Raw genomic sequence first — 19,101 nt, 5'->3', positions numbered from 1 at the left:
CCTCATCCAGGGTTGCGTTGCCGAGCGCGTGAAAGGGTCGAAATTGGGCGCGGCGGAGCGTCCGAGTTCTCGCCGCACTGATGGCGCTACTGCTCGCGGGCGCCGGAGCGGCCGGCGACGGGTGCTGATCTGTGCATCTGATCGAGCCTCTGCTGAGTGGCCTCCCGGGCTCGCTCGCCAACGCCGGTTCCCATGCCACCGCCGTCGCGATTGCGTTCGTCATCATCACGGCGCTGTACCTCGTGCTGGGCGATCTGGCGCCCGCTCCGGATCGTGCTATGATTTCGCATGAGGACGTTCCATGCCTCTTGCATCCTGGTTTTCGCGGCGCTTGTTGCAACGCCCGCGCGGGCAGAATGTCAGTGCATCGCCAACGGCCGCACGTTCCATCACGGTGAATTCGCCTGTCTGCAATTGCCGTCGGGACCGGAACTCGCGCAGTGCGACATGGTTCTCAACATTTCGTCATGGAAAAAAATTCAGAGCGGCTGCCCGGAGGCGACAGCGCCATTGAGTGTGCCCGTCGAAGGGGGCGAGCAGCAATCAGGCGAAGGCGGACACAAAGCCTTAACAACGACGAACACTCCGACCTAAGACGAAGAGCAGGCTGCGCACCAGCCGGAGAGATCTCTTTCGGCAAGGCGTCAACTTTGGGTGAACTGTTACACGACCGTCACTTGATCGCGCTGACCAGTGGGTTGTCGCCATCAAGGATGGAGACCCAGCGCCCCGTGTCGGTGCCGGCTTGCCTCTTCAGGAAGCGGTAGCCGGTCTGGTCCCAGCGGCGCACCGTGTTGATGAGGTTATCGAGGATGAAGTCGCCCTTGTCGGTTCGAACAGTCAGCACTGCATGACCCTCGCCGTCGGGCTTGCGAACAACCGTCATCAATAGATCCGACACAGGAATGCCGCTGTTTATCAGCAGCCGGCGCTTTTCCAGCGCATAGTCCTCGCAATCGCCGAAACCGCTGTCTGGATAGGCCCAGAATTCGTCCTGGCCATACTGGTCGAGATCGCTCCTCGGCTTGACTTTGTCGTTGACCGTCAGGTTGACGCTCGTAATCTGCCGCCAGAGTTTTCCGGTCATGTGCTCCGGACCATTGTCGCGTGAGCGGATCTCACATTCGGCCCGATGGGATTTGCAGAAATTGTAGTGACCGATCGGCTGCGAGATAAAGCCACCGATCAGCATCGACTGTGAAGCCGTCGCCGCCGACCACGTGGACGTTATCGCAACGATTGCAACGACCGCACCGCCGCCCAACCGTACGCACAACCGCACTCGTGAGGAACTCATCCGACCCGCCCAACCAACTTTTGTTAAGAATGAGTTAAGGTCGATCCCGTGGGTACTGTCAATCAGAGCGAGAGGAACATCCTTGTGAATGGTTACTTGCGCCGTGTGCGTTGCTCGGCCGCTACACGTCTGCAAGACATCCGTTCCGACGTGGCAGGTCTTTGCCAGAGGGACCGATATGGTGAGATGTCAGCCGCCGGTCACGCTTGGTGCGAATTGGAAAGTGATGAATGAGCCTCGATGAGATCACGCGAGCGACGATCGCGTTTATCCGGACGCATGAAGCATGGGGTTTTCCGCTGGTGCTCGTGCTGGCCTTTGGGGAATCGCTGGCGTTCATCTCTCTGTTGTTGCCTGCAACCGTGATCCTGATCGGTGTCGGTTTTCTCATCGGCGAAAGCGGTATCGCATTCTGGCCTCTGTGGCTTGCCGCCGCCATTGGGGCGGCATTGGGGGACTGGCTGTCCTTCTGGATCGGCACGCGGTTGGGAAACGGGGTTTCGCACTATTGGCCCTTGTCACGTTATCCAAACCTCATTCCGCGCGGTCACCTGTTCTTCGAGCGATGGGGGGTGGCCGGCGTGTTCTTTGGGCGCTTCTTCGGTCCTTTGCGCGCATCCGTGCCATTGGCGGCGGGCATCTGTAAGATGCCCGCCCTGGCGTTTCAGATTGCCAACACCACCTCAGCCTTCGTCTGGGCCACCGGCATTCTGGTTCCTGGCGCGTTCGGCCTCAAATGGCTGCAGCAGTAGATGTGATGGACAGCCGGCGGGCGAGCAGCTTGTCGATCCGCTTTCCATCCATATTGACGATCTCGAACCGCCAGCCCTCATAGTCGAAATGCTCCCTGGCTTCCGGGAGATGCCCAAGCCGGGAGAGGGCGAACCCGGCGATCGTGTGAAAACCGCCATCCGGCTGTCCTGATCGGAAGCCAAGGCGAGCGAAAGCATCATGAGCCGGCATCATGCCGTCGATCAGCAGCGAACCATCCCCACGCTCGACGATGTACGGTTCCTCGCCCTCCGCGTCCGGCAGATCGCCGGCGATGGCCTCGAGCAGATCGGTTTGCGTGACGATCCCTTCCAGGCTGCCATATTCGTCGATGACGATCGCCAGACGTACAGGCGCCTTCTTGAATTGATCGAGCACACGAAAGATTGCTGTTCCCTCGTGAACGATCAGAGGCTGGCGGATGGCAGCCATCGGATCGAGCGTTTGCCCGTCAAGCACCTGATCGAGAAGGTCCTTCTTCAGAATCATGCCAAGCGGTTCGTCGATGCCATCCCGGCCGACCAGAAGCTGCTCATGGCGACATTCGCGAATGGTGCGCAGAATCTCGTCGGGACTGTCATCAGCGTCAATCCAATCGACGTCGCGGCGCGGCGTCATGATATCAGCGATGCGCCGGTCGCCGATACTGAAGACGCGCTCGACGACCTCCTGTTGCGCCTGGTGGAGCAGCCCCGCCTCCTGGCTTGCCGCGATGAGCAGCTTGAGTTCGTCCGGCGAGTGAAGGGATTCCTCTCCCGTGCCGGGTCGCAACCCACAGAGGCGCAGTACCAGGTTGCCGAGTCCGTTAAGCGAGATGATCGCTGGCCGCAGCAGAAATAGGAATAGGCCGAGCGGGCGCACGACCCAGAGTGCCGTGCCCTCGCTGCGCTGAAGGGCAAGGCTCTTGGGGGCGAGTTCGCCGAGCACGATGTGCAGGGCGGTGATAATGATGAAGGAGATCGCAACCGCGATCGCATGAGAGCCGGCCATGGCGAGCGATCCCGGCAGCGCGCTCAGCAATGGCTCGATCAAATGGGCGAGCGCAGGCTCGCCGATCCATCCGAGCGCAAGCGACGATATGGTGATCCCGAGCTGCGTGGCAGCAAGGTTGGCGTCGAGATTGTCGACCGCCCGCTTCAAGGCACTGGCATTGGTCCTGCCGGCATTGACCAGTTCCATCACCCGGCTACGGCGGACTGCGACGAGAGAGAATTCCGCTGCGACAAAAAAACCGTTCGCGGCAACGAGAACAAGTACGGCGAGTATCCCGATCAGATCGTAAATACTGCCATCGGAACTAGGCATGGTCTCCTTTTGGGCGGCAATCCGCCACGGTTGTTGATGGGAGTCCGCCTATAACACAACTCCTCCGTATTGACACAGATAGTGCCGACGACGGCCAGGCGATGGAAGTTTGCTTGCCGGTGCCGAAATCGCGAAATCGCGATACGTTTTACCGGCGTCGCCCATTACTTTGGCATGCCGAAGAATCCGAAACTTGTGACGCTTGGTCGTTGAGCGGGCTGGTGGCACGCTGATCGTTATCAAGAGAGCGGCGATTCACGCGCGAACCTTCATCGGCGGGCCATCGAAATCCCACGCATTGCGTACCTGCCGCACTTGGCAACGTCGGCGTCGACGGTTCCACCCCATCGATTAGGCCATTCTTGCGCGTGCGCTTGGCCTGCCGACTCGCTTGCTCGAGGGCCGAAGCATCCTCGCCGAAGGCGCGGGTGGCGCGGACGGCCGCTTCCAGCAGCGGCCGTTTCATGCCCCGAAGGAACGCCTGATCGACGCGTGACCGCGGACCGGCAAGTGTCAGCGCGCCAAGCAAAGTGCGCCCTGGTCCGAACACTGGCGCCGACACGCCGGCCGTTTCGGGATCGCGCTGTGACCCGCCGTTTCCGCTTCCGCACGCCATCGATGCAGCAGCATCAGCAATGCGTTCTCGTCGATCGCGAGCTTCTTCAGCGGCTGGCTGGCGCTCGACGCCAGGCACGATCCCGGCGACAAGCCAACTCGCCAGGATCAGTCTCGCCGCCGGTCCCATAGCATCTTCCCTGGAGGCTTTCCGACGCCGGCTCCGTGCAGGAGGAGAGACTTTCGCTTGGGCCGGCATCCGAAACCCTACACACCACCCGCCATTCTCCGGCTCGCGCGAACTTGCCGTTGTGGACCCCTAAGCGGACGTTCAATTCAATGATGCCATCCAAGCTTCGTAGTGGTCAGAATGAGAGTAACCTGCCTCGCGGTCACGCAACTTGATGCCGGGCGCGTCTTTGTTTTCGACCCCTTACGGAGTGTCGCCGACCATGCCCGAGAACAGCACCGAACCGCGTTGCTCGAGAAGCGATAGCGAGGTGTAGTCCAGAATCGAGAGCCCCCCATCGGCAACCAGGGTTTGGCCGGTGATGAACGAAGCTTCATCGCTCGCCAGGAACGCGACAGCGGCGGCGATTTCGGCCGGTGTGCCCATCCGGTCGAACACGCTTGGCGGCACCGTCCAGTCGCCGGTACCCGACGCTGGCGCCCCTGCATCGATTTCGGTGGCGATCCAGCCAGGGCTGACGCAGTTCGCCCTGATCCGATGCGGAGCCCCCTCGATGGCCAGCGATCGCGTCAGCGCTTCGACGGCCGCCTTGGCGACGCAGTACAGGCCCCAATTGCCGTGCAATGTGGCCGTGGACGATATGTTCACAATCGCACCTCCACCGGAATCCCGCAGCAGCGGCAAGCCGTAGGAGGATACAAAATAGGTGGAGTCCAGGTTGGCGCCGCGCATCTTGTCCCATCTCGCTCGGGGGCGATCGCCGGGCTCAACCCCGCTTCGGCGCGAACCGGCGCCTGCGTTGTTGACGACGATACTCAGTCGCCCCCATTGGCCGATCTGGCCGATCAGGTCCTCGACTTGATGTTCTTCCGACAGATCGCACGGGAAAAAGCGGGCTTCGCCTTCGATCGCCTTTGCTTCCGCTTCAACGGCGCGGCCCTTCTCGCGGTCGCGGCCGGCGAAAGCGACCCGGGCTCCCTCTTTCAGGAAATACTGGACGATTCCGCGTCCTATCCCCGAATTCCCGCCGGTCACGAGAACGTCTTTACCTTTGAATCGCATGGACCAACTCCTGCTCAAAACTGGCGCAGATGCGCGCGAACTGCGGCATCTCTGGTCCCATTTCGCTGAGAAACGACGGACGATAATGGTGTATATCTCGCCCTTCAAATCAGCGTCAGCGCCACAGCCGGGTCGAGGATTAGCCATCGATTGCCGGGAGCAAATTCTTCAAGTGGCGGCGATTGCGGCGCGCCGGATCCGGCCCTCTTTTGAAGTCATGGCTGGTATTGTAAACTGCTGTCGGATCTCCTCGCATCCGCCAAGAGTTTCAGAAAGGCCTTCGGGGCGTGATCTGGCGGGGAATCACTCGTGCCGTCGCCGGCTGCATAGGCTACCACGAGTTCCCAGCAGAGCTCTGTTTGAGCGATCGGGTTGATGCTGAGCGTGGAGCGCCGTGCTTCGGCGATGGCCTCCGGAACAAGGGCGATCCCGAGGCCGCGCGCAACCAATTCCAGGAGCGTTTCAAGGTCGCTAACCTCGAAGACGGTACGACGCTCTATGCCGACCTCCAGAAAGGCGCGGTCGACGAGTTTCCGCGTCCCCCAATCCGGCTCGAAATCAACGAATGGGTCGCCTTTCAACGCGGAGAGCGACACCTCGTCACCGCCCGCCAGGTCGTGATCGAGTGCGCAGATCACGACGAGAGATTCACAAGCAATCATGGTTGTCGCGATGCCGACTGGCGGCTCGCATAGAGGCAAAAACGCAAGGTCAATTCGCCCGCTTCTGATCTTCTCCAGAAGATGGGTCGAGCTTCCCTGGCAGAGCCGGACCTCGATACCTGGGTGCTGCGCATGGAACCGCGCGAGCAGCGACGGCAGATCCAGAAAAGCCGGGAGACTCTGCACGGTGCCGATAGTGAGCGTGCCTTGATCCAGTCCTTTTATCGCCGCCACGGTGTCGCGAGCCTCGCGCACCGCTTCAAGTGCCGCTCGCGCCTTGTCGAGGAAGACACGGCCGGTGGTCGTAAGCCGTACCTGTCGCGTACTGCGAATGAAGAGCTGAGCGCCGAGCTCCTCCTCGAGAGCCCGGATGGAAACCGACAGAGCCGATTGGACAATATTCACCCTCTGGGCGGCCCGGGTGAAATGGTTCTCCTCGGCGACCGCCACGAAATGCTGCAACTGGCGCAGTTCCATGATTGCCATCCTATTAAGGCATTAAACCGATCAATAGCATCTCAATTATCCATTGGAAAGATGGACGGAGATTTCTCATGTTGCGGTGCACATAGGAGAATGCATCATGGATACGCTTCAACAATCGACATCCCTCGCCAAGGCACTCCCGACCCGCCGCTTGGGTCGCACCGACATGGAGATCACCCATGTCGGGTTCGGCGCCTGGGCGATCGGCGGAGCCGATTGGGCCGTTGGTTGGGGTGCACAGGACGATGGCGACTCGATCACTGCAATACGGCATGCGGTGGAACGCGGTATCAATTGGATCGACACGGCGGCTATTTACGGCCTCGGCCACTCGGAAGAGGTCGTGCGTCAAGCGCTCGCTGAGATCCCGGCCAATGAGCGGCCTTACGTTTTCACCAAGTGCGGCCTCATCTGGGACGAAAACGATCGCCAAGCGCTCCCCAGCAAAGTCGGCGCGCCCGCAAGCATCCGCCGCGAGGTGGAAGCCTCGTTGAAGCGCCTCGGCGTTGAGCGCATCGATCTCTACCAAATGCACTGGCCGGCCGAGGATGGCACGCCGCTCGAAGTGTACTGGCAAACGCTCCTCGACCTGAAGAAGGAGGGCAAGGTGCGTGCCGTCGGCCTTTCCAACCACGGTGCCGCGCAGTTGGAAACGGCCCAGAGCCTCGGCCATGTCGACACGTTGCAGCCGCCGTTCTCCGCGATTCGTCGCGATGTCGCCCAGGCGGAGTTGCCCTGGTGCCACGCTCATGAGACCGGCGTCATTGTCTATAGCCCCATGCAATCCGGCCTCCTCACCGGCGGCTTCTCCGTCGAGCGCGCCCAAGCCCTGCCGAAAGACGACTGGCGATCCCGCAACGCCGAATTCTCCGGCGAAAAGCTCACCCGCAACCTGGAGTTCGCCGATGCCTTAAAACCGATCGCGGAGCGTCACAGCGCCAGCGTTGCCGCGGTTGCGATCGCCTGGACGCTGGCCTGGCCGGGGGTGACGGGTGCGATCGTCGGCGCCCGCAGCCCGGCTCAGGTGGACGGCTGGCTCGACGCCGCAAGCCTCGAATTGACCGGGCGGGATTTGGCTGAGATCGCTGCCGCCATCGAAGCGACCGGCGCCGGTTCGGGCCCGTTGCAGCCCGGAAAGTGATCGCACCGATGACGATCATCGAGGCACGTAGTCAGGCGCGGCTCCTCGGCTTGCCGGGGAGCCTGCGCCGAGCCTCTTACTCCCTTGCCGTCCTGCGAGGCCTCCAGCCGGCGCTCAGTTCGGCGGTTGATCTCCAGATCGGCGACCTGCGGCTGCCTCTTTACGACCAGGACGAAGATGGAGCATCGACACCGCAGACGGTGCAGGCGTTCAGGCAAGCTGTCGCGGAAAGCGACGGGGTCGTGATCGCGACGCCGGAGTACAATCACGGCATCCCAGGCGTCCTCAAGAACGCGCTTGACTGGGCGTCGAGGCCGCTCGGTCGGTCGGCATTGACCGGCAAAGCGGTGCTCGTCATCTCCGTGTCGCCGGCCTTTACCGGCGGCGTTCGTGCTCAGGCACAGGCCAACGAGACGCTGCTCGCCATTCAGTCACGTCCCGTTCTCGGTCCGCAGGTCGTCATTGGCAACGTTGCCGATAAGATTTGGGATGGACGATTGGTCGATGAGCCCAGCCTACGCTTCGCCTTGGCGGCGATCGATCGCCTGATCGCCCTTTGCCCAGCTGTTCGTCAGGCCGAACATCCGCACCCGTCATTGAGCTGAGGTTGGGATAGTTTCCAAAGTGCACTCACGATGGCAACCGCGCGAGGATGGAGCACGTTCCAACAGGAACCGTATACCGCAAGAGTTCAGGCCCAAGAGATCCCCAGCCAACCCGAGCGTCTGGATCGGGCGGATCGGCACAAGTGAGAAACGCGCGTCTCGCGACCGCATCGAAAGGAGAACATCATGGACGTCGGCTTCATCGGACTGGGGCACATGGGTGCCGCAATGGCCACGAACATTCTTGAGGCAGGGCATGCCATGACCGTCTACAACCGGACGCCTGGCAAGGACGAGGTCCTGGTCCGCAAGGGTGCGCGTTCGGCGGCCAAACTTTCAGAGGCCTGCCGCGGCGAGGCTGTCGTCACCATGCTGGCAGATGATCACGCGGTCGAAAGCGTGGTCTATGGCGATGGCGGTTTGCTCGCGACCCTTCGCACAGGAGCGACGCACATCTCCTTCAGCACGATCAGCGTCGCTCTGTCGGAGCGCCTCGCGGCCGATCATGCCGCGGCTGGCCAGCGCCTCGTCGCAGCGCCGGTGTTCGGCCGGCCCGAGGTGGCGGCTGCCGGCAAACTGTTCGTCGTCGCGGCCGGAGCGCCGGATGCCATCGCCGCCGTGCAGCCGATTTTCGACGCCGTGGGCCAGAAGACCTTCGTCGTCTCCGAGACGCCGAAAGCCGCCAACCTGGTAAAGCTTAGCGGCAACTTCCTGATCGCCTCGGTGATCGAATCGCTGGGCGAAGCCATCGCGCTGGTCAGCAAGGGCGGTGTCGACAAGGAACAGTATCTCGATATTCTGACGTCGACCTTGTTCACGGCCCCCATCTACAAGACCTATGGTGCGCTGATCGTGGAGGGCAAATTCGAGCCTGCCGGCTTCGCCGCGCCGTTGGGTCAGAAAGATATCCGGCTGACGCTGGCAGCAGCCGAGGACCTGCGCGTGCCGCTGCCGGTGGCAAACCTCCTGCGTGACCGCTTCCTCACCCTGCTCGCCCATGGCGGCGAAAAGCTCGACTGGTCGGCGCTCGGTTCGCTTGCAGCGAGAGATGCTGGGGAGGCAGTAAACTGAGCAACTGCGATCCCGCGCCAGCATTGGCAGACTGGACCAGTGCCGGTTCATGCGAAGCGCCTTGAAGGCAGCCTTCCGATTGATTTCATTGGATGCGAGTGACCGGCTGCCGGTCGTCCTCTTTCCATCGACGTGCTCGTGGCCAGCGTGCGTCGATCTCAGGATGCTGTGCGCCTTCGACGGCTGCTTAAGAACTCCATGATGCCGTGTGCGCTCATCGGCGGGCTCAGCGCATATGCGAGGTTCTCCTTGATTTTATGGGCATGTCACTGCCTGACTTTGCCGGGGATGCCGAGGCGAAAGTCGCCGCCAAACTCATCGCCGCCGCTGCCGATGACGGCGCTAAGGCGGTCCTGGGAGATGTCGACGCTCACAAGAACGCCTGGGCCGCCAAGAGCAACGAGGAGCGCACCACGCTCAGCCAGTCGGCGGCCGTTTGGGCAATCCGCCAGGCGGCCATCGGGTGAACTGTCCATCGTGCGCTTCCCAAGCGTTGGTCGTGGGTGAGCCCGTCACTGCGCCGACACAGAAACTCGAGGACGGCGAGATCACCGAGACGCAGGAATATCTGCCCAATCGCTTCGAGTGCATCGCCTGCGGCTTGAAGATCAACAGCTTTTCGCGCCTCGCTGCGGTTGGCCTGGGCGAGCGCTACAAGAAGACTCAAGTCTATGACGCAGCGGAATATTATGCGCCGCAGGACAACTATGAAGGCTATGAGGATGACAACAACGAACGTTGATCCTGCGGAAAAGTGCGCAGGGCAGGGCATGACCCATGCTGGACTGATCGCTTCCGCTGGGCGCGAGCCCTCATTCGACGGGGTTCCATTGCTCGACCGTGATAGCAGTGCATTCGGCAAAAAGTAGATCGAGAATGCGGCCGAGCAGACTGGCGACGCCGGTAGCCAGACATGACTTTCGCGCATTTCAGATTCGAGAAAGTCCTTGACTCTCGACGCCTATTAGCGGACTTTCGCGCATCTGAAATGCGAGAAAGTCCGTGCCCATACTGCTGGTTGGAGAGACAATAGACAAGAGACGTGCGCATGCGCTAGCGGCGGTAGGGGAACTCGTCCCGCTCGTCCGCGGTGTTTATGCACGATCAGGCGACGACGTTGAGCAAGCAGTTTTAGGCCACGCCGTGCGCATCGCGCGCTACCTCTATCCTACTGCCTATCTATCGTCGGCCTCTGCCCAACTTCTTGCTCCCACACCTGACGGCCGCCTGTTCGTTAGCGGTCGGCGCAACCAACGAACCCGGCTACGGATGCTCGAAATAATCCAGAATGAGGCGCCCCCCCATCCTTCGACTGCCTCTGCGGTGGTAGGGGACGATCTCGGCGAGTTGCGAGTTGACGTTTCCTCGCCGCGCCAACGCTTCCTGGAAGCGTTCCGTTTGCGGAGCGAGCATGCCAGCGCCATCACCGAACCGATGCGCGCCGAGATGGCGGCAAGACTCATAGAGGAACATGGCTCGCCACAGGTGGCCGCTGACGCGGTCTGGGCGTTGGCTCGCGAGAACGGATGGTACCGCGAAGGGGAGGGCGCTGAGCGTTATCTGATTGCGCGCCCGGCGGCGCCCAAGGGCTCCGTTAACAAGGCAGCACTGGATCTCCTTGTGGCATGGCATGGGGATCCCCTCGGCCGTCTAATCCACGATGGATTCGAGTGGCGCTGGAAGCCTGTGAGGCGCAGCGGTCCGCCACTCGTTCGACAGACTGCACCAGGCAAGCTGCCGGCTTTCATCGAGTCGCTCCTCCCAGAAGGATGGCTCGCGCAAGTGCTCCATCAGCGGGATGAACGCGAAGCGCTGCGACGCGGCAAGCGCTACATGTCAAATATCGCGGTCGTCGAGAGCCAAGCCGAGCTTAACGTCCTGCCGCGAGACGAACTCGACACCAAACTTGCCGCGTTCACCGACGATGGGCGCTTCACTGGTCGATACGTCGGCCCGTCGCGAGGCGAGATCGAGGAGACGTTCGAGCACAACTTGGCTCAGCTGTTTGCGCGCGCGGAAACGCCGAGATTATCGGGTGTCCAGATCAAGGCGCCGATGAATTTGGCATCGGACGGCGCCCTGCTGCCCGCGATCGATCTGCCATTCACTCACATCCTTAAGCCGGCCGGAACCGCGGGCTTCGAAATGCTGCCGGTCGTCGAATGGCTTTGTCTTGAACTTGGTCGCGCAGCGGGCTTCGAGGTTCCGGCCGCCGCGCTCATCGACATGCCGGATGGGATGTCACCTGCATTGGTCGTCGAGCGATTCGACGTGCGACGCGGGCCCGATGATCGACGCTTCCTAGCGCTCGAGGACTTCTGTTCGGTTCTCGATCTGCCGGCCTCAGCCAAATACGACGGCACGATCGAACGCATGGCGCGGGGTTTGCGGCCGCTTTCGACCGACCCTGCCGCCGATATCGAGACCTTGTTCCGCCGGGCGTTTTTCGCGTGGCTGATCGCCGACGGGGACATGCATCTCAAGAACCTGGCGCTCCTCAAGATTGCAGAGCTTGGCTCTAAGCGGTTCGAGACTGTCCGGTTCGCACCCCTTTACGACGCCGTGACGACCCGCGTCTTTCCGGGGCTTGGTGGCGATCGTACGGCGCTGAAGCTCAACGGTAAGGACGACCGGCTTACACGGCAGGACTTCCTAACTCTCGCGCGCACGATCGAACTGCCGGTCGCGCGAGCGGAAGAAGCGATAGGTTCGATTGCCGCCGCCCTGCGCGAAGCAGCGCCCACGCTCGCTCTGCCGTCCTTTACCGGACGGGCCGACGCTGCTCAAAAGGTCGCGGAGCGAGTGAAGGCGATCGTGAGCGATCGTATCAAGGCGTTTCCATGACCGGCAGCGCGATCAAGATCTATGTCGGCGTCACCGATCTGGATTGGTTCGAATTTGTGTCGCGCCGCCAGGACGTTTGCGAGGTGAACGGGCTCGCGATCAACACCGGGCCCAGGCATCGAACGGAGGACGGCCATGAAACATTATATCGGTCTCGAAGTGTCCATGAAAGAGACGGCGCTCTGCGCCAAGCCGCATGACCACCACCATGGCCGTCCCTTTTTGCAGAACTTGACGCACACAACTATCCCAAGCCGTGCACGCAAAGCGGCGCACGCCTCTGAGGTACGAACCGCCGCTGACTTCCATAAAGACGCTACACGTGTCAGGCGTCGATACCTGGATGAAGAGAGCTGTGCAAAGACCCGTTCTCGGGGCGCTCACGCTATATCCTTCAGCGTGTCGAGCGGCCCTTTCAAAGCGGACCTGGGTTGGATCAACTCCGGCGCAATCAGGAAAATCTGCGGGGCCGTCGGCGGTTCATTGATCAGTTCGAACGCCTTCGCAATCATCGCCTCAAAATTCTGCCGCACCATGATTACGGGGAAGGGCAGGAAAGAGGCGAATGGGTCATAGTCGTAGCAACCGACGACAAGCTCGCTAAACATCTCCGCCGGCCGGCCCGCCATGAAACGCAGCAGACCCTCCATATTGATCGACGAATTGATGAACAATGCGCGCGGCAGCTTGCCATGGCGTTGGCAAAATGCCTCGAAAGCACGCAATGTTATGTCGGGCGAATAGCCGGAGGACTGTACTCCGTCATCAGGGTCGGCGCCCAACAGTGCCTTTTTGGTCGCATGGAAAGCGGCGATGCGTGCGCGGCTTGCGTGGTCGTTGCGGCCGCCAAACAGAAACAGCTCGTCCGGCCGCAGGGGGTCATCATTGCCGAACTGGCGGATGATTGACTCCGTCAGCATCCGCGCGCCCTCATAGTTGTCGCTGATCACCGAATGCGCCTTTGCTCCCGGTAGGTCGATGTTGACATGCCTCAGTCCCGCCGCCTCGCAGACCTCGTGCACGCCGTCCGGATCGGTGGCGCCGACGATGAAGAGCTGGTCGATTGAGTAGGAAATCAGCGTCTCCGCGGTCCGGCGTTCCTCTTCCGGGTCGCGGCTGGCACTGACCACGACCGGGCATTGACCCCGGCTGCGCACATGTCCCTCAAATGTCTGCGCCATGGAGGAGAAGTAGCGATTGTCGTGGATGGGCAGCATCAGGCCGACCAGGCCCGATCGCGATCGTCGCAAGCCTCGCGCCTGCAGATTGGTGGTGTACTGGTGGCGTTCGGCGAGGCTGAGAATTGTTTCCGCCGTACTTTCCTTGATGCGGCGCTTGCGCCAAGTGCCGTTCAGCACCGCGCTCACGGTCGACGGCGAACTGCCCGATAGCACGGACAGGTCATAGATCGTCGCCTTCTTCTTGACCTGCTGATGCATCTGGCCCTCCGGAGCTTCTGTTTAGAGCAATATCCCGCTGGAGCAATATCTCGCTTGACGAGCGCGTCTTGATGCACAATAGTTAATGCACCATCGATTGTGCAAGCACAAATCGGTGGCGGAGGTGTGTTCCCGTTGGGAACGTTATGGGAGGAGTACAGATGAAAAAGTTCATGATCGCGGCGCTCGCCGCGACCCTTATGCTTGGCGGATCAATCGCTGCCATGGCTCAACAGGCCGGCAAAGTCGGCGTCGTCGTCAAGATCGGCGGCATTCCCTGGTTCAACGCAATGGAGGCGGGCATCAAGGAGCGCGGCCAGAAGCTCGGCGTCGACGCATTCATGGTTGGCCCGACCAGTGCCGATCCGGCACTGCAAGTTCGCGCCATCGAGGATCTGATCGCTCAGGGAGTCAAGGTCATAGGTGTCGTGCCGAATGACGCGAAGGTGCTTGAACCTGTCCTGCAGAAGGCGAAGGACGCCGGCATCATCGTCATCACGCATGAATCGCCCGGCCAGAAGGGCGCCGACTGGGATTTCGAACTCGCGTCCGCGACCGGCTTCGGCGAGGCTCATGCCAAGCTCTTGGCGGACAAGATGGGCGGCAAAGGTGAATATGCAGTCTTCGTTGGTTCGCTGACGGTGCCGCTGCACAATGCCTGGGCCGATGCGGCAATCGCGTATCTGAAGAAGAACCATCCGGACATGAAGCTTGTCGGCGATCGTTACGGCGTCGCCGAGGATGTGGACAAGAGCCGCAGCACTGCACTTGATCTGATTTCCGCCAATCCCGGCTTGAAAGGCTTCCTTGCCTTCGGCAGCCAAGGCCCGATTGGCGCTGGCCGTGCAATCGAAGAGCGCCGGAAGGTGGGCCAGATATTCGTGCTCGGCCCATTCTCGCCGGGGCAGGGCCAGAAGCTCATCAAGAGCGACGCGATCTCCGGCGGCTTCATGTGGAATCCGAAGCAGGCGGGTGAGGTCTTCGTTACGCTAGCCGACCAGCTCATGAAGGGCAAAGAAGTCAAAGATGGCGATACGATCGAAGGGCTAGGGACAGTCAAGCCCGACTTCGAAAACCATAACATCATCGTCGATCAGCTGGTCCCGATCAACAAGGACACTGTCGACGGGCTCGCGGCGATGGGCCTGTAAAGCCTCCAAAGGCTGTGGCAGCCGGGCTGGCCTCGAGCCGGCCCGACTGAGGATGTGTCAACGCGATTAGATCCAGGTTCAACTCGATGGCTGATCAGGCACCCGATGGCTCCGCGTCACGGCCGCTGCTATCGCTGCGCAATGTCAACATGACGTTTGGCGGCGTGAAGGCCCTGAAGAATGTCAGCTTTGAGGTTCTGCCGGGCGAGGTGCATTGCCTCGCCGGCGAGAACGGTTCGGGCAAGAGCACGCTGATCAAGGTCATCACTGGCGTGTACAAGCCCGAGGCTGGCGCCGGGATCGACTATGACGGCCAGAGCTACGCCCATATGTCACCGGTAACGGCGCAGGCCGGCGGAATTCAGGTCATCTGGCAGGACCTCGCTCTGTTCCCCGAGATGACCGTCGCGGAGAACATCGCGTTTCAGACTGTCATCGGCCGGTGGCCGCGGCTGGTGAACTATGCCGAAATGCGCCGTCTCGCGACCAACGCTTTGCAACGTCTTGGTGTTACCCTCGATGTCGATCTCGCGCTCCACCATTTTCCCATCGCACAGCGGCAGATCGTAGCAATCGCGCGCGCGCTCGTCGGCGAGGCGAAGCTTGTCTTCATGGATGAGCCGACGGCCTCGCTCACGCAATCTGAAACCGACTATCTGCTGGGCATTGTGCGTAATCTGTCGGCGTCGGGCGTTGCCGTTGTGTTCGTCAGTCATCGCTTGGCGGAGGTTCTCGAAATCTCCAGCCGTGTGACGGTGCTGCGCGACGGCGCCTTGGTTGGCGTCTATCCGACCAAAGGTCTGACCCAATCGCGCATCACAGAGCTGATGACCGGTAAGACCTTCGACTATTCCGTCCTGCATCGCGATTTGAGCACGAGCCCGGTCATGCTTGAGGTTAAAGGGCTGTCGCGGCCCGGTGAATTCGAAGACGTGTCATTGACGGTCCGGCGCGGCGAGACGCTCGGCGTCACCGGGCTGCTTGGGGCAGGGCGCACCGAGCTGGCGTTGACCTTGTTCGGCATGCGCAAGCCGAGGTCCGGCTCTGTTGTGCTGGATGGCAGGCCCGTTCGCTTCGGTTCCAACCGTGACGCGATCGCCGCCGGCGTCGCCTATCTTTCGGAAGACCGGCTGTCGCTCGGCCTCATTCAGCCCCAATCAATTGCCGACAACATAGTCATTGCCTCGCTGGACAAGGTTCTTTCGGGCGGTTTCATTTCGAGCGATCGCAAATGGTCCCTGGTCAGTAGCTGGATAAGGGATCTCGGCGTTAGGATCGGAATGCAGGAAGACGCGGTTTCGACCCTGTCGGGGGGAAATCAGCAACGTGTCGCCATTGCAAAATGGCTGGCGACCCAACCGAAACTGCTGATCCTCGACGGACCGACGGTCGGTGTTGATGTTGGCGCGCGTGCCGGCATATTCGATATCGTTTCCAAGCTGGCCGACAGCGGCCTGTCGATTATCTTGATCTCGGACGAGGTGCCGGAAGTCTATTTCAACGCGGACCGTGTGCTGCACATAGCTCAGGGGCGCGTTGTCGGCGAATATGTTCCCGGCGCCACGTCCCTCCAGGCGATCGAAGAGGCGGTCTATGCGTAGGTTTGTCCGCTCTCATGCAACAGAGCTGGCTTTGCTCGCCGTGATCGCGGTCATCTGCGCCTTTCTGTCGTTTGCGACAGACCGGTTCTTCACTCTCGGCAATGCGTTTGACCTCCTGAACACAAGTTCGGTAAACATCATCTTCGCCGTCGGTCTGCTCGTCGTGCTGATTGCCGGCGGCATTGACATCTCCTTCGCGGTTGCCGCCTCCGTGGTGCAATATCTGACGGCAATCGTCCTTGGCTGGATCGGCGGCGGGAATTGGATTGTCGGCCTTACCATTGCTGGCGCATTGGGCGCCGCGTTGGGCTGCATCAATGCTTTCCTGATCCATAGGTTCAGGATCATCTCGATCGTCGCCACGATTTCGACCTTCAACATTTTCTTCGGCTTGCTGATGTTCTTCACAGGCGGCGTTTCGATCTACAATCTGCCGGACTGGCTCACCAACCGCGTGGTGCTGTTCGAGCGCGAGATGGCTGACGGCACCTGGGCGGAGATAACCCTACCCGTGCTCATTATGGCCATATGCGTATTCGCGACGTGGGCGTTGATCACGCGCACGACCACTGGTCGCCAACTCTACGCTTTTGGCGACAATCCGGAAGGCGCGCGCCGCTTCGGCATCAATATCGGTGCCATGCAGTTTATCGCCTTCGGCTGGCTTGGCCTGATGGCAGGCATCGCCGGTCTCGTCCAAGCGCACTACGCGCAGGAAGTGGTGCCTAACGCCCTATATGGGCGCGAACTCGACGTCCTGGCAGCCGTAGTGCTTGGCGGTGCGCGGCTTGGCGGCGGCAAGGGCAGCGTGCTCGGCTGCATTCTTGGCGTTCTGTTGGTCTCGATCACCCAGAACGGACTTAATTTGATGGGCGTGTCGCCTTTCGCGTTCAAGATGATCGTCGGCACCATCATCCTGACCGCCATCACCCTGTCGAACACCAGCATCGAACGCCTGCTGCCGTTCCTGAAAAGCCGGCGGGTGCCTTCATGACGGCTGTGATTGAACGCGTCCGCAACTTGCTTGGCCCCGAACTGGCAGGTCCGCTTGCTGCCTTCGTGGTAGTCATGATCGTGTTCGGCATTGCCGCACCGAACTTCCTTTCCCGGGCCACTTTTGGCTCCGTCGCCTACCAGCTGCCGGAGCTCGGCCTGCTCACACTCGCCATGCTGCTGCCGATCCTGACCGGCGGCCTGAACCTGGCCATCACCTTCACGGCCAACATCGCCGGGCTGACGCTCGCTTGGATCCTTCAAAGCCAGGGCGGCGTCGACGCGGGCATCGGTGCCTTTGTCCTTGGCGCGATCCTTGCCCTTGCGGTCGGAGCACTTAGTGGACTGATCATGGGGCTCGTCATCGCCAACACCAAGGCTCACCCGATCCTGGTCTCGCTGTCGATGATGATTTTCCTGCGCGGTCTCGGTGAGTTCCTGACGCATGGCGGCGACGTGTCCGGCTTTCCCAGCTTCCTGGCGCCGATCGGCTACGGTTCGATTCTTGGTATCCCGGTTCCGTTGCTCATTTTCATCGCCTGTGTGCTGATCTGGCACCTCCTGCTGACGCGCATGAAGCTAGGCTTCAACACCTATATGATCGGCTCCAACATCGAGGCCACGCGCTACTCCGGCATCAATACGCGCAAGGTGCAGGTTCTGGTCTACACACTGTCCGGTGCGATGTGCGCGGTCGCCGGTATCATCATGCTGGCGCGCTTCAATTCGGTGCGTGTCGGCCACGGCGAGTCCTATCTGCTGATCACTGTGCTTGCCTGCTTTCTTGGCGGGGTCAATCCGTTCGGCGGCTTCGGTGGCGTGATCCCTGTCTTCGTCGCGCTCGTGGTGCTCCAGCTTCTGTCCTCGGGACTCAATCTGATGGGCGCCAACCAGCATCTGGCGACGGCGGTCTGGGGCATTTTGATGATCACGGTGATGATCCTGCGCTGGGCTGCCGGGCGCCTAAAGTTCCTAAACACAAACAAAGGGTGAGTTAGATGCATGGTTTTGGGGTCCACACCTCGATGTGGACGATGAACTGGGACCGGGCGGGCGCAGAGAAGGCGATCGCCGCTTCCGTCAAATACGGCATGGACTTTATCGAGATCGCGCTTCTGAACGCGCCGGCGGTCGATGCCGCGCATACGCGCGCCTTGCTCGAAAAGCACAATCTTCCAGCTGTTTGCTCGCTTGGCTTGCCGGAGCGGGCCTGGGCCTCGGTGCGGCCGGATGCCGCCATCGAACATCTCAAAGTGGCCATCGACAAGACTGCAGAGATGGGCGCTCTGGCGCTTTCCGGTGTGATTTTCGGTGGTATCGGTGAACGCACCGGCGTGCCACCCACCGAAAAGGAATACGACAACATCGCGCATGTGCTGACCGTCGCCGCCAAGCACGCCAAGACGCGCGGCATAGAGCTCGGAATCGAGGCGGTGAACCGCTACGAGAACCACCTGATAAATACCGGCGCGCAGGCCGTCTGGATGCTCGAGAAAGTCGGCGCCGACAACATCTTTGTCCATCTCGACACCTATCACATGAACATCGAGGAGAAGGGGGCCGCCAATGGTATTCTGGCCGCTCGCGACCACCTGAAGTATATCCACTTGTCTGAGAGCGATCGCGGCACACCTGGTACGGGCAATTGCCCCTGGGACGAGATCTACGCGACGCTCGCGGCGATCGGCTTCAAGGGTGGACTTGCGATGGAAAGCTTCATCAACATGCCGCCGGAAGTCTCCTACGGCCTCTCAGTCTGGCGGCCAGTCGCGAAGGACGAGGCCGAAGTGATGGGTAATGGCTTGCCGTTTTTGCGCAACAAGGCTCGCCAATACGGTCTGATCTAGCCGCCTTGATGCACGGCGATGAGGTTTTGGCGGCCTGAAGCGGCGATGTGGCCGCTGTTGGGCGCTTTTCCGCGAACCTCG

General features: G+C 61.1%; 21 protein-coding genes. 14 read left to right on the top strand and 7 right to left on the bottom strand.

Annotation, left to right across the window (positions count from 1 at the left end; translation table 11 throughout):
* Window positions 1-86 precede the first annotated feature (86 nt).
* Window positions 87-290 carry a hypothetical protein gene (locus NKK47_RS28735; protein ID WP_352579168.1) on the bottom strand — a complete coding sequence of 68 codons (204 nt, stop codon included), beginning with the start codon at window positions 288-290 and terminating at the stop codon, window positions 87-89.
* On the opposite strand from NKK47_RS28735, the gene NKK47_RS28730 reads away from it, so the two are divergent.
* Window positions 289-594, top strand: a complete 306-nt coding sequence (locus NKK47_RS28730; protein ID WP_352579167.1) for a hypothetical protein — start codon at window positions 289-291, stop codon at window positions 592-594. The genes NKK47_RS28735 and NKK47_RS28730 overlap by 2 nt on opposite strands.
* Window positions 595-673: 79 nt before the next feature.
* On the opposite strand, the gene NKK47_RS28725 is transcribed toward NKK47_RS28730, so the two are convergent.
* Window positions 674-1,297 carry a transglutaminase-like cysteine peptidase gene (locus NKK47_RS28725; protein ID WP_352579140.1) on the bottom strand — a complete coding sequence of 208 codons (624 nt, stop codon included), beginning with the start codon at window positions 1,295-1,297 and terminating at the stop codon, window positions 674-676.
* 230 nt (window positions 1,298-1,527) lie between these two features.
* Here NKK47_RS28725 and NKK47_RS28720 point away from each other — a divergent pair, with 230 nt between their 5' ends.
* On the top strand, window positions 1,528-2,049 hold the full coding sequence (locus NKK47_RS28720; RefSeq protein ID WP_352579139.1) for a DedA family protein: 522 nt from the start codon (window positions 1,528-1,530) through the stop codon (window positions 2,047-2,049).
* Here the strand turns inward: NKK47_RS28720 and NKK47_RS28715 are convergent.
* The 4 genes from NKK47_RS28715 to NKK47_RS28700 all read right to left on the bottom strand — a co-directional run bounded on the left by NKK47_RS28715 (window position 2,030) and on the right by NKK47_RS28700 (window position 6,319).
* Window positions 2,030-3,373, bottom strand: coding sequence for a hemolysin family protein (locus tag NKK47_RS28715; protein ID WP_352579138.1), 1,344 nt, complete (start codon window positions 3,371-3,373; stop codon window positions 2,030-2,032). The genes NKK47_RS28720 and NKK47_RS28715 overlap by 20 nt on opposite strands.
* Before the next feature lie 148 nt (window positions 3,374-3,521).
* Complete coding sequence (locus NKK47_RS28710) at window positions 3,522-4,118, bottom strand: IclR family transcriptional regulator (RefSeq protein ID WP_352579137.1); 597 nt, start codon at window positions 4,116-4,118, stop codon at window positions 3,522-3,524.
* A gap of 243 nt (window positions 4,119-4,361) precedes the next feature.
* Window positions 4,362-5,288 (bottom strand): SDR family NAD(P)-dependent oxidoreductase, encoded by a 927-nt coding sequence (locus NKK47_RS28705; protein WP_352579136.1) that lies wholly within the window; start codon window positions 5,286-5,288, stop codon window positions 4,362-4,364.
* A gap of 107 nt (window positions 5,289-5,395) precedes the next feature.
* Window positions 5,396-6,319, bottom strand: a complete 924-nt coding sequence (locus NKK47_RS28700; RefSeq protein ID WP_352579135.1) for a LysR family transcriptional regulator — start codon at window positions 6,317-6,319, stop codon at window positions 5,396-5,398.
* 175 nt (window positions 6,320-6,494) lie between these two features.
* Between NKK47_RS28700 and NKK47_RS28695 the strand changes: the two genes are divergently transcribed.
* From NKK47_RS28695 to NKK47_RS28665, 7 genes are all read left to right on the top strand, one after another.
* Entirely contained in the window at window positions 6,495-7,469 is a 975-nt protein-coding gene (locus tag NKK47_RS28695; RefSeq protein ID WP_352579134.1) for an aldo/keto reductase, read from the top strand.
* An 8-nt stretch (window positions 7,470-7,477) separates the two neighbouring features.
* Entirely contained in the window at window positions 7,478-8,074 is a 597-nt protein-coding gene (locus NKK47_RS28690; protein WP_352579133.1) for an NADPH-dependent FMN reductase, read from the top strand.
* Between the two features lie 186 nt (window positions 8,075-8,260).
* Window positions 8,261-9,145 carry an NAD(P)-dependent oxidoreductase gene (locus NKK47_RS28685; RefSeq protein ID WP_352579132.1) on the top strand — a complete coding sequence of 295 codons (885 nt, stop codon included), beginning with the start codon at window positions 8,261-8,263 and terminating at the stop codon, window positions 9,143-9,145.
* Window positions 9,146-9,408: 263 nt separating this feature from the next.
* A complete protein-coding gene (locus NKK47_RS28680) occupies window positions 9,409-9,612 on the top strand; it encodes a hypothetical protein (protein ID WP_352579131.1) in 204 nt (67 codons plus the stop codon).
* A 32-nt stretch (window positions 9,613-9,644) separates the two neighbouring features.
* Window positions 9,645-9,887 (top strand): hypothetical protein, encoded by a 243-nt coding sequence (locus NKK47_RS28675; RefSeq protein WP_352579130.1) that lies wholly within the window; start codon window positions 9,645-9,647, stop codon window positions 9,885-9,887.
* 260 nt (window positions 9,888-10,147) lie between these two features.
* A complete protein-coding gene (locus NKK47_RS28670; RefSeq protein WP_352579129.1) occupies window positions 10,148-11,989 on the top strand; it encodes a HipA domain-containing protein in 1,842 nt (613 codons plus the stop codon).
* On the top strand, window positions 11,986-12,189 hold the full coding sequence (locus NKK47_RS28665; protein ID WP_352579128.1) for a hypothetical protein: 204 nt from the start codon (window positions 11,986-11,988) through the stop codon (window positions 12,187-12,189). The genes NKK47_RS28670 and NKK47_RS28665 overlap by 4 nt, the downstream gene beginning before the upstream one ends.
* Window positions 12,190-12,369: 180 nt before the next feature.
* Here NKK47_RS28665 and NKK47_RS28660 read toward each other — a convergent pair whose 3' ends face one another.
* Window positions 12,370-13,428, bottom strand: coding sequence for a LacI family DNA-binding transcriptional regulator (locus NKK47_RS28660; protein WP_352579127.1), 1,059 nt, complete (start codon window positions 13,426-13,428; stop codon window positions 12,370-12,372).
* Window positions 13,429-13,589: 161 nt separating this feature from the next.
* Here NKK47_RS28660 and NKK47_RS28655 point away from each other — a divergent pair, with 161 nt between their 5' ends.
* The 5 genes from NKK47_RS28655 (at window position 13,590) to NKK47_RS28635 (ending at window position 19,020) form a co-directional block, all read left to right on the top strand.
* Window positions 13,590-14,579, top strand: coding sequence for an autoinducer 2 ABC transporter substrate-binding protein (locus NKK47_RS28655; protein WP_352483383.1), 990 nt, complete (start codon window positions 13,590-13,592; stop codon window positions 14,577-14,579).
* Between the two features lie 86 nt (window positions 14,580-14,665).
* The gene (locus NKK47_RS28650; RefSeq protein ID WP_352579126.1) at window positions 14,666-16,180 is read left to right on the top strand and encodes a sugar ABC transporter ATP-binding protein; all 1,515 of its coding nucleotides are present in this window, start codon (window positions 14,666-14,668) and stop codon (window positions 16,178-16,180) included.
* Complete coding sequence (locus NKK47_RS28645) at window positions 16,173-17,174, top strand: ABC transporter permease (RefSeq protein WP_352579125.1); 1,002 nt, start codon at window positions 16,173-16,175, stop codon at window positions 17,172-17,174. The genes NKK47_RS28650 and NKK47_RS28645 overlap by 8 nt, the downstream gene beginning before the upstream one ends.
* A complete protein-coding gene (locus tag NKK47_RS28640) occupies window positions 17,171-18,166 on the top strand; it encodes an ABC transporter permease (RefSeq protein ID WP_352579124.1) in 996 nt (331 codons plus the stop codon). Before NKK47_RS28645 ends, NKK47_RS28640 begins: the two co-directional genes overlap by 4 nt.
* Window positions 18,167-18,171: 5 nt before the next feature.
* Window positions 18,172-19,020: a sugar phosphate isomerase/epimerase family protein gene (locus NKK47_RS28635; RefSeq protein ID WP_352579123.1), complete on the top strand. Its 849-nt coding sequence runs from the start codon at window positions 18,172-18,174 to the stop codon at window positions 19,018-19,020.
* The last annotated feature ends 81 nt before the right edge of the window (window positions 19,021-19,101 follow it).

The organism is Mesorhizobium sp. M0019 (assembly GCF_040323975.1).
Lineage (GTDB): Bacteria > Pseudomonadota > Alphaproteobacteria > Rhizobiales > Rhizobiaceae > Mesorhizobium.
Note: the sequence above shows the minus strand (reverse complement) of the source record. Positions and strands in the feature narration are given on the sequence as shown.

Excerpts from the sequence above, each read along its gene's own strand:
- NKK47_RS28730 (WP_352579167.1), top strand. The coding sequence starts at position 289 with ATGAGGACGTTCCATGCCTCTTGCATCCTGGTTTTCGCGGCGCTTGTT.
- NKK47_RS28735 (WP_352579168.1), bottom strand. The coding sequence starts at position 290 with ATGCGAAATCATAGCACGATCCGGAGCGGGCGCCAGATCGCCCAGCAC.
- NKK47_RS28725 (WP_352579140.1), bottom strand. The coding sequence starts at position 1,297 with ATGAGTTCCTCACGAGTGCGGTTGTGCGTACGGTTGGGCGGCGGTGCG.
- NKK47_RS28720 (WP_352579139.1), top strand. The coding sequence starts at position 1,528 with ATGAGCCTCGATGAGATCACGCGAGCGACGATCGCGTTTATCCGGACG.
- NKK47_RS28715 (WP_352579138.1), bottom strand. The coding sequence starts at position 3,373 with ATGCCTAGTTCCGATGGCAGTATTTACGATCTGATCGGGATACTCGCC.
- NKK47_RS28710 (WP_352579137.1), bottom strand. The coding sequence starts at position 4,118 with ATGGGACCGGCGGCGAGACTGATCCTGGCGAGTTGGCTTGTCGCCGGG.
- NKK47_RS28700 (WP_352579135.1), bottom strand. The coding sequence starts at position 6,319 with ATGGAACTGCGCCAGTTGCAGCATTTCGTGGCGGTCGCCGAGGAGAAC.
- NKK47_RS28695 (WP_352579134.1), top strand. The coding sequence starts at position 6,495 with ATGGAGATCACCCATGTCGGGTTCGGCGCCTGGGCGATCGGCGGAGCC.
- NKK47_RS28690 (WP_352579133.1), top strand. The coding sequence starts at position 7,478 with ATGACGATCATCGAGGCACGTAGTCAGGCGCGGCTCCTCGGCTTGCCG.
- NKK47_RS28685 (WP_352579132.1), top strand. The coding sequence starts at position 8,261 with ATGGACGTCGGCTTCATCGGACTGGGGCACATGGGTGCCGCAATGGCC.
- NKK47_RS28680 (WP_352579131.1), top strand. The coding sequence starts at position 9,409 with ATGTCACTGCCTGACTTTGCCGGGGATGCCGAGGCGAAAGTCGCCGCC.
- NKK47_RS28665 (WP_352579128.1), top strand. The coding sequence starts at position 11,986 with ATGACCGGCAGCGCGATCAAGATCTATGTCGGCGTCACCGATCTGGAT.
- NKK47_RS28660 (WP_352579127.1), bottom strand. The coding sequence starts at position 13,428 with ATGCATCAGCAGGTCAAGAAGAAGGCGACGATCTATGACCTGTCCGTG.
- NKK47_RS28655 (WP_352483383.1), top strand. The coding sequence starts at position 13,590 with ATGAAAAAGTTCATGATCGCGGCGCTCGCCGCGACCCTTATGCTTGGC.
- NKK47_RS28650 (WP_352579126.1), top strand. The coding sequence starts at position 14,666 with ATGGCTGATCAGGCACCCGATGGCTCCGCGTCACGGCCGCTGCTATCG.
- NKK47_RS28645 (WP_352579125.1), top strand. The coding sequence starts at position 16,173 with ATGCGTAGGTTTGTCCGCTCTCATGCAACAGAGCTGGCTTTGCTCGCC.
- NKK47_RS28640 (WP_352579124.1), top strand. The coding sequence starts at position 17,171 with ATGACGGCTGTGATTGAACGCGTCCGCAACTTGCTTGGCCCCGAACTG.
- NKK47_RS28635 (WP_352579123.1), top strand. The coding sequence starts at position 18,172 with ATGCATGGTTTTGGGGTCCACACCTCGATGTGGACGATGAACTGGGAC.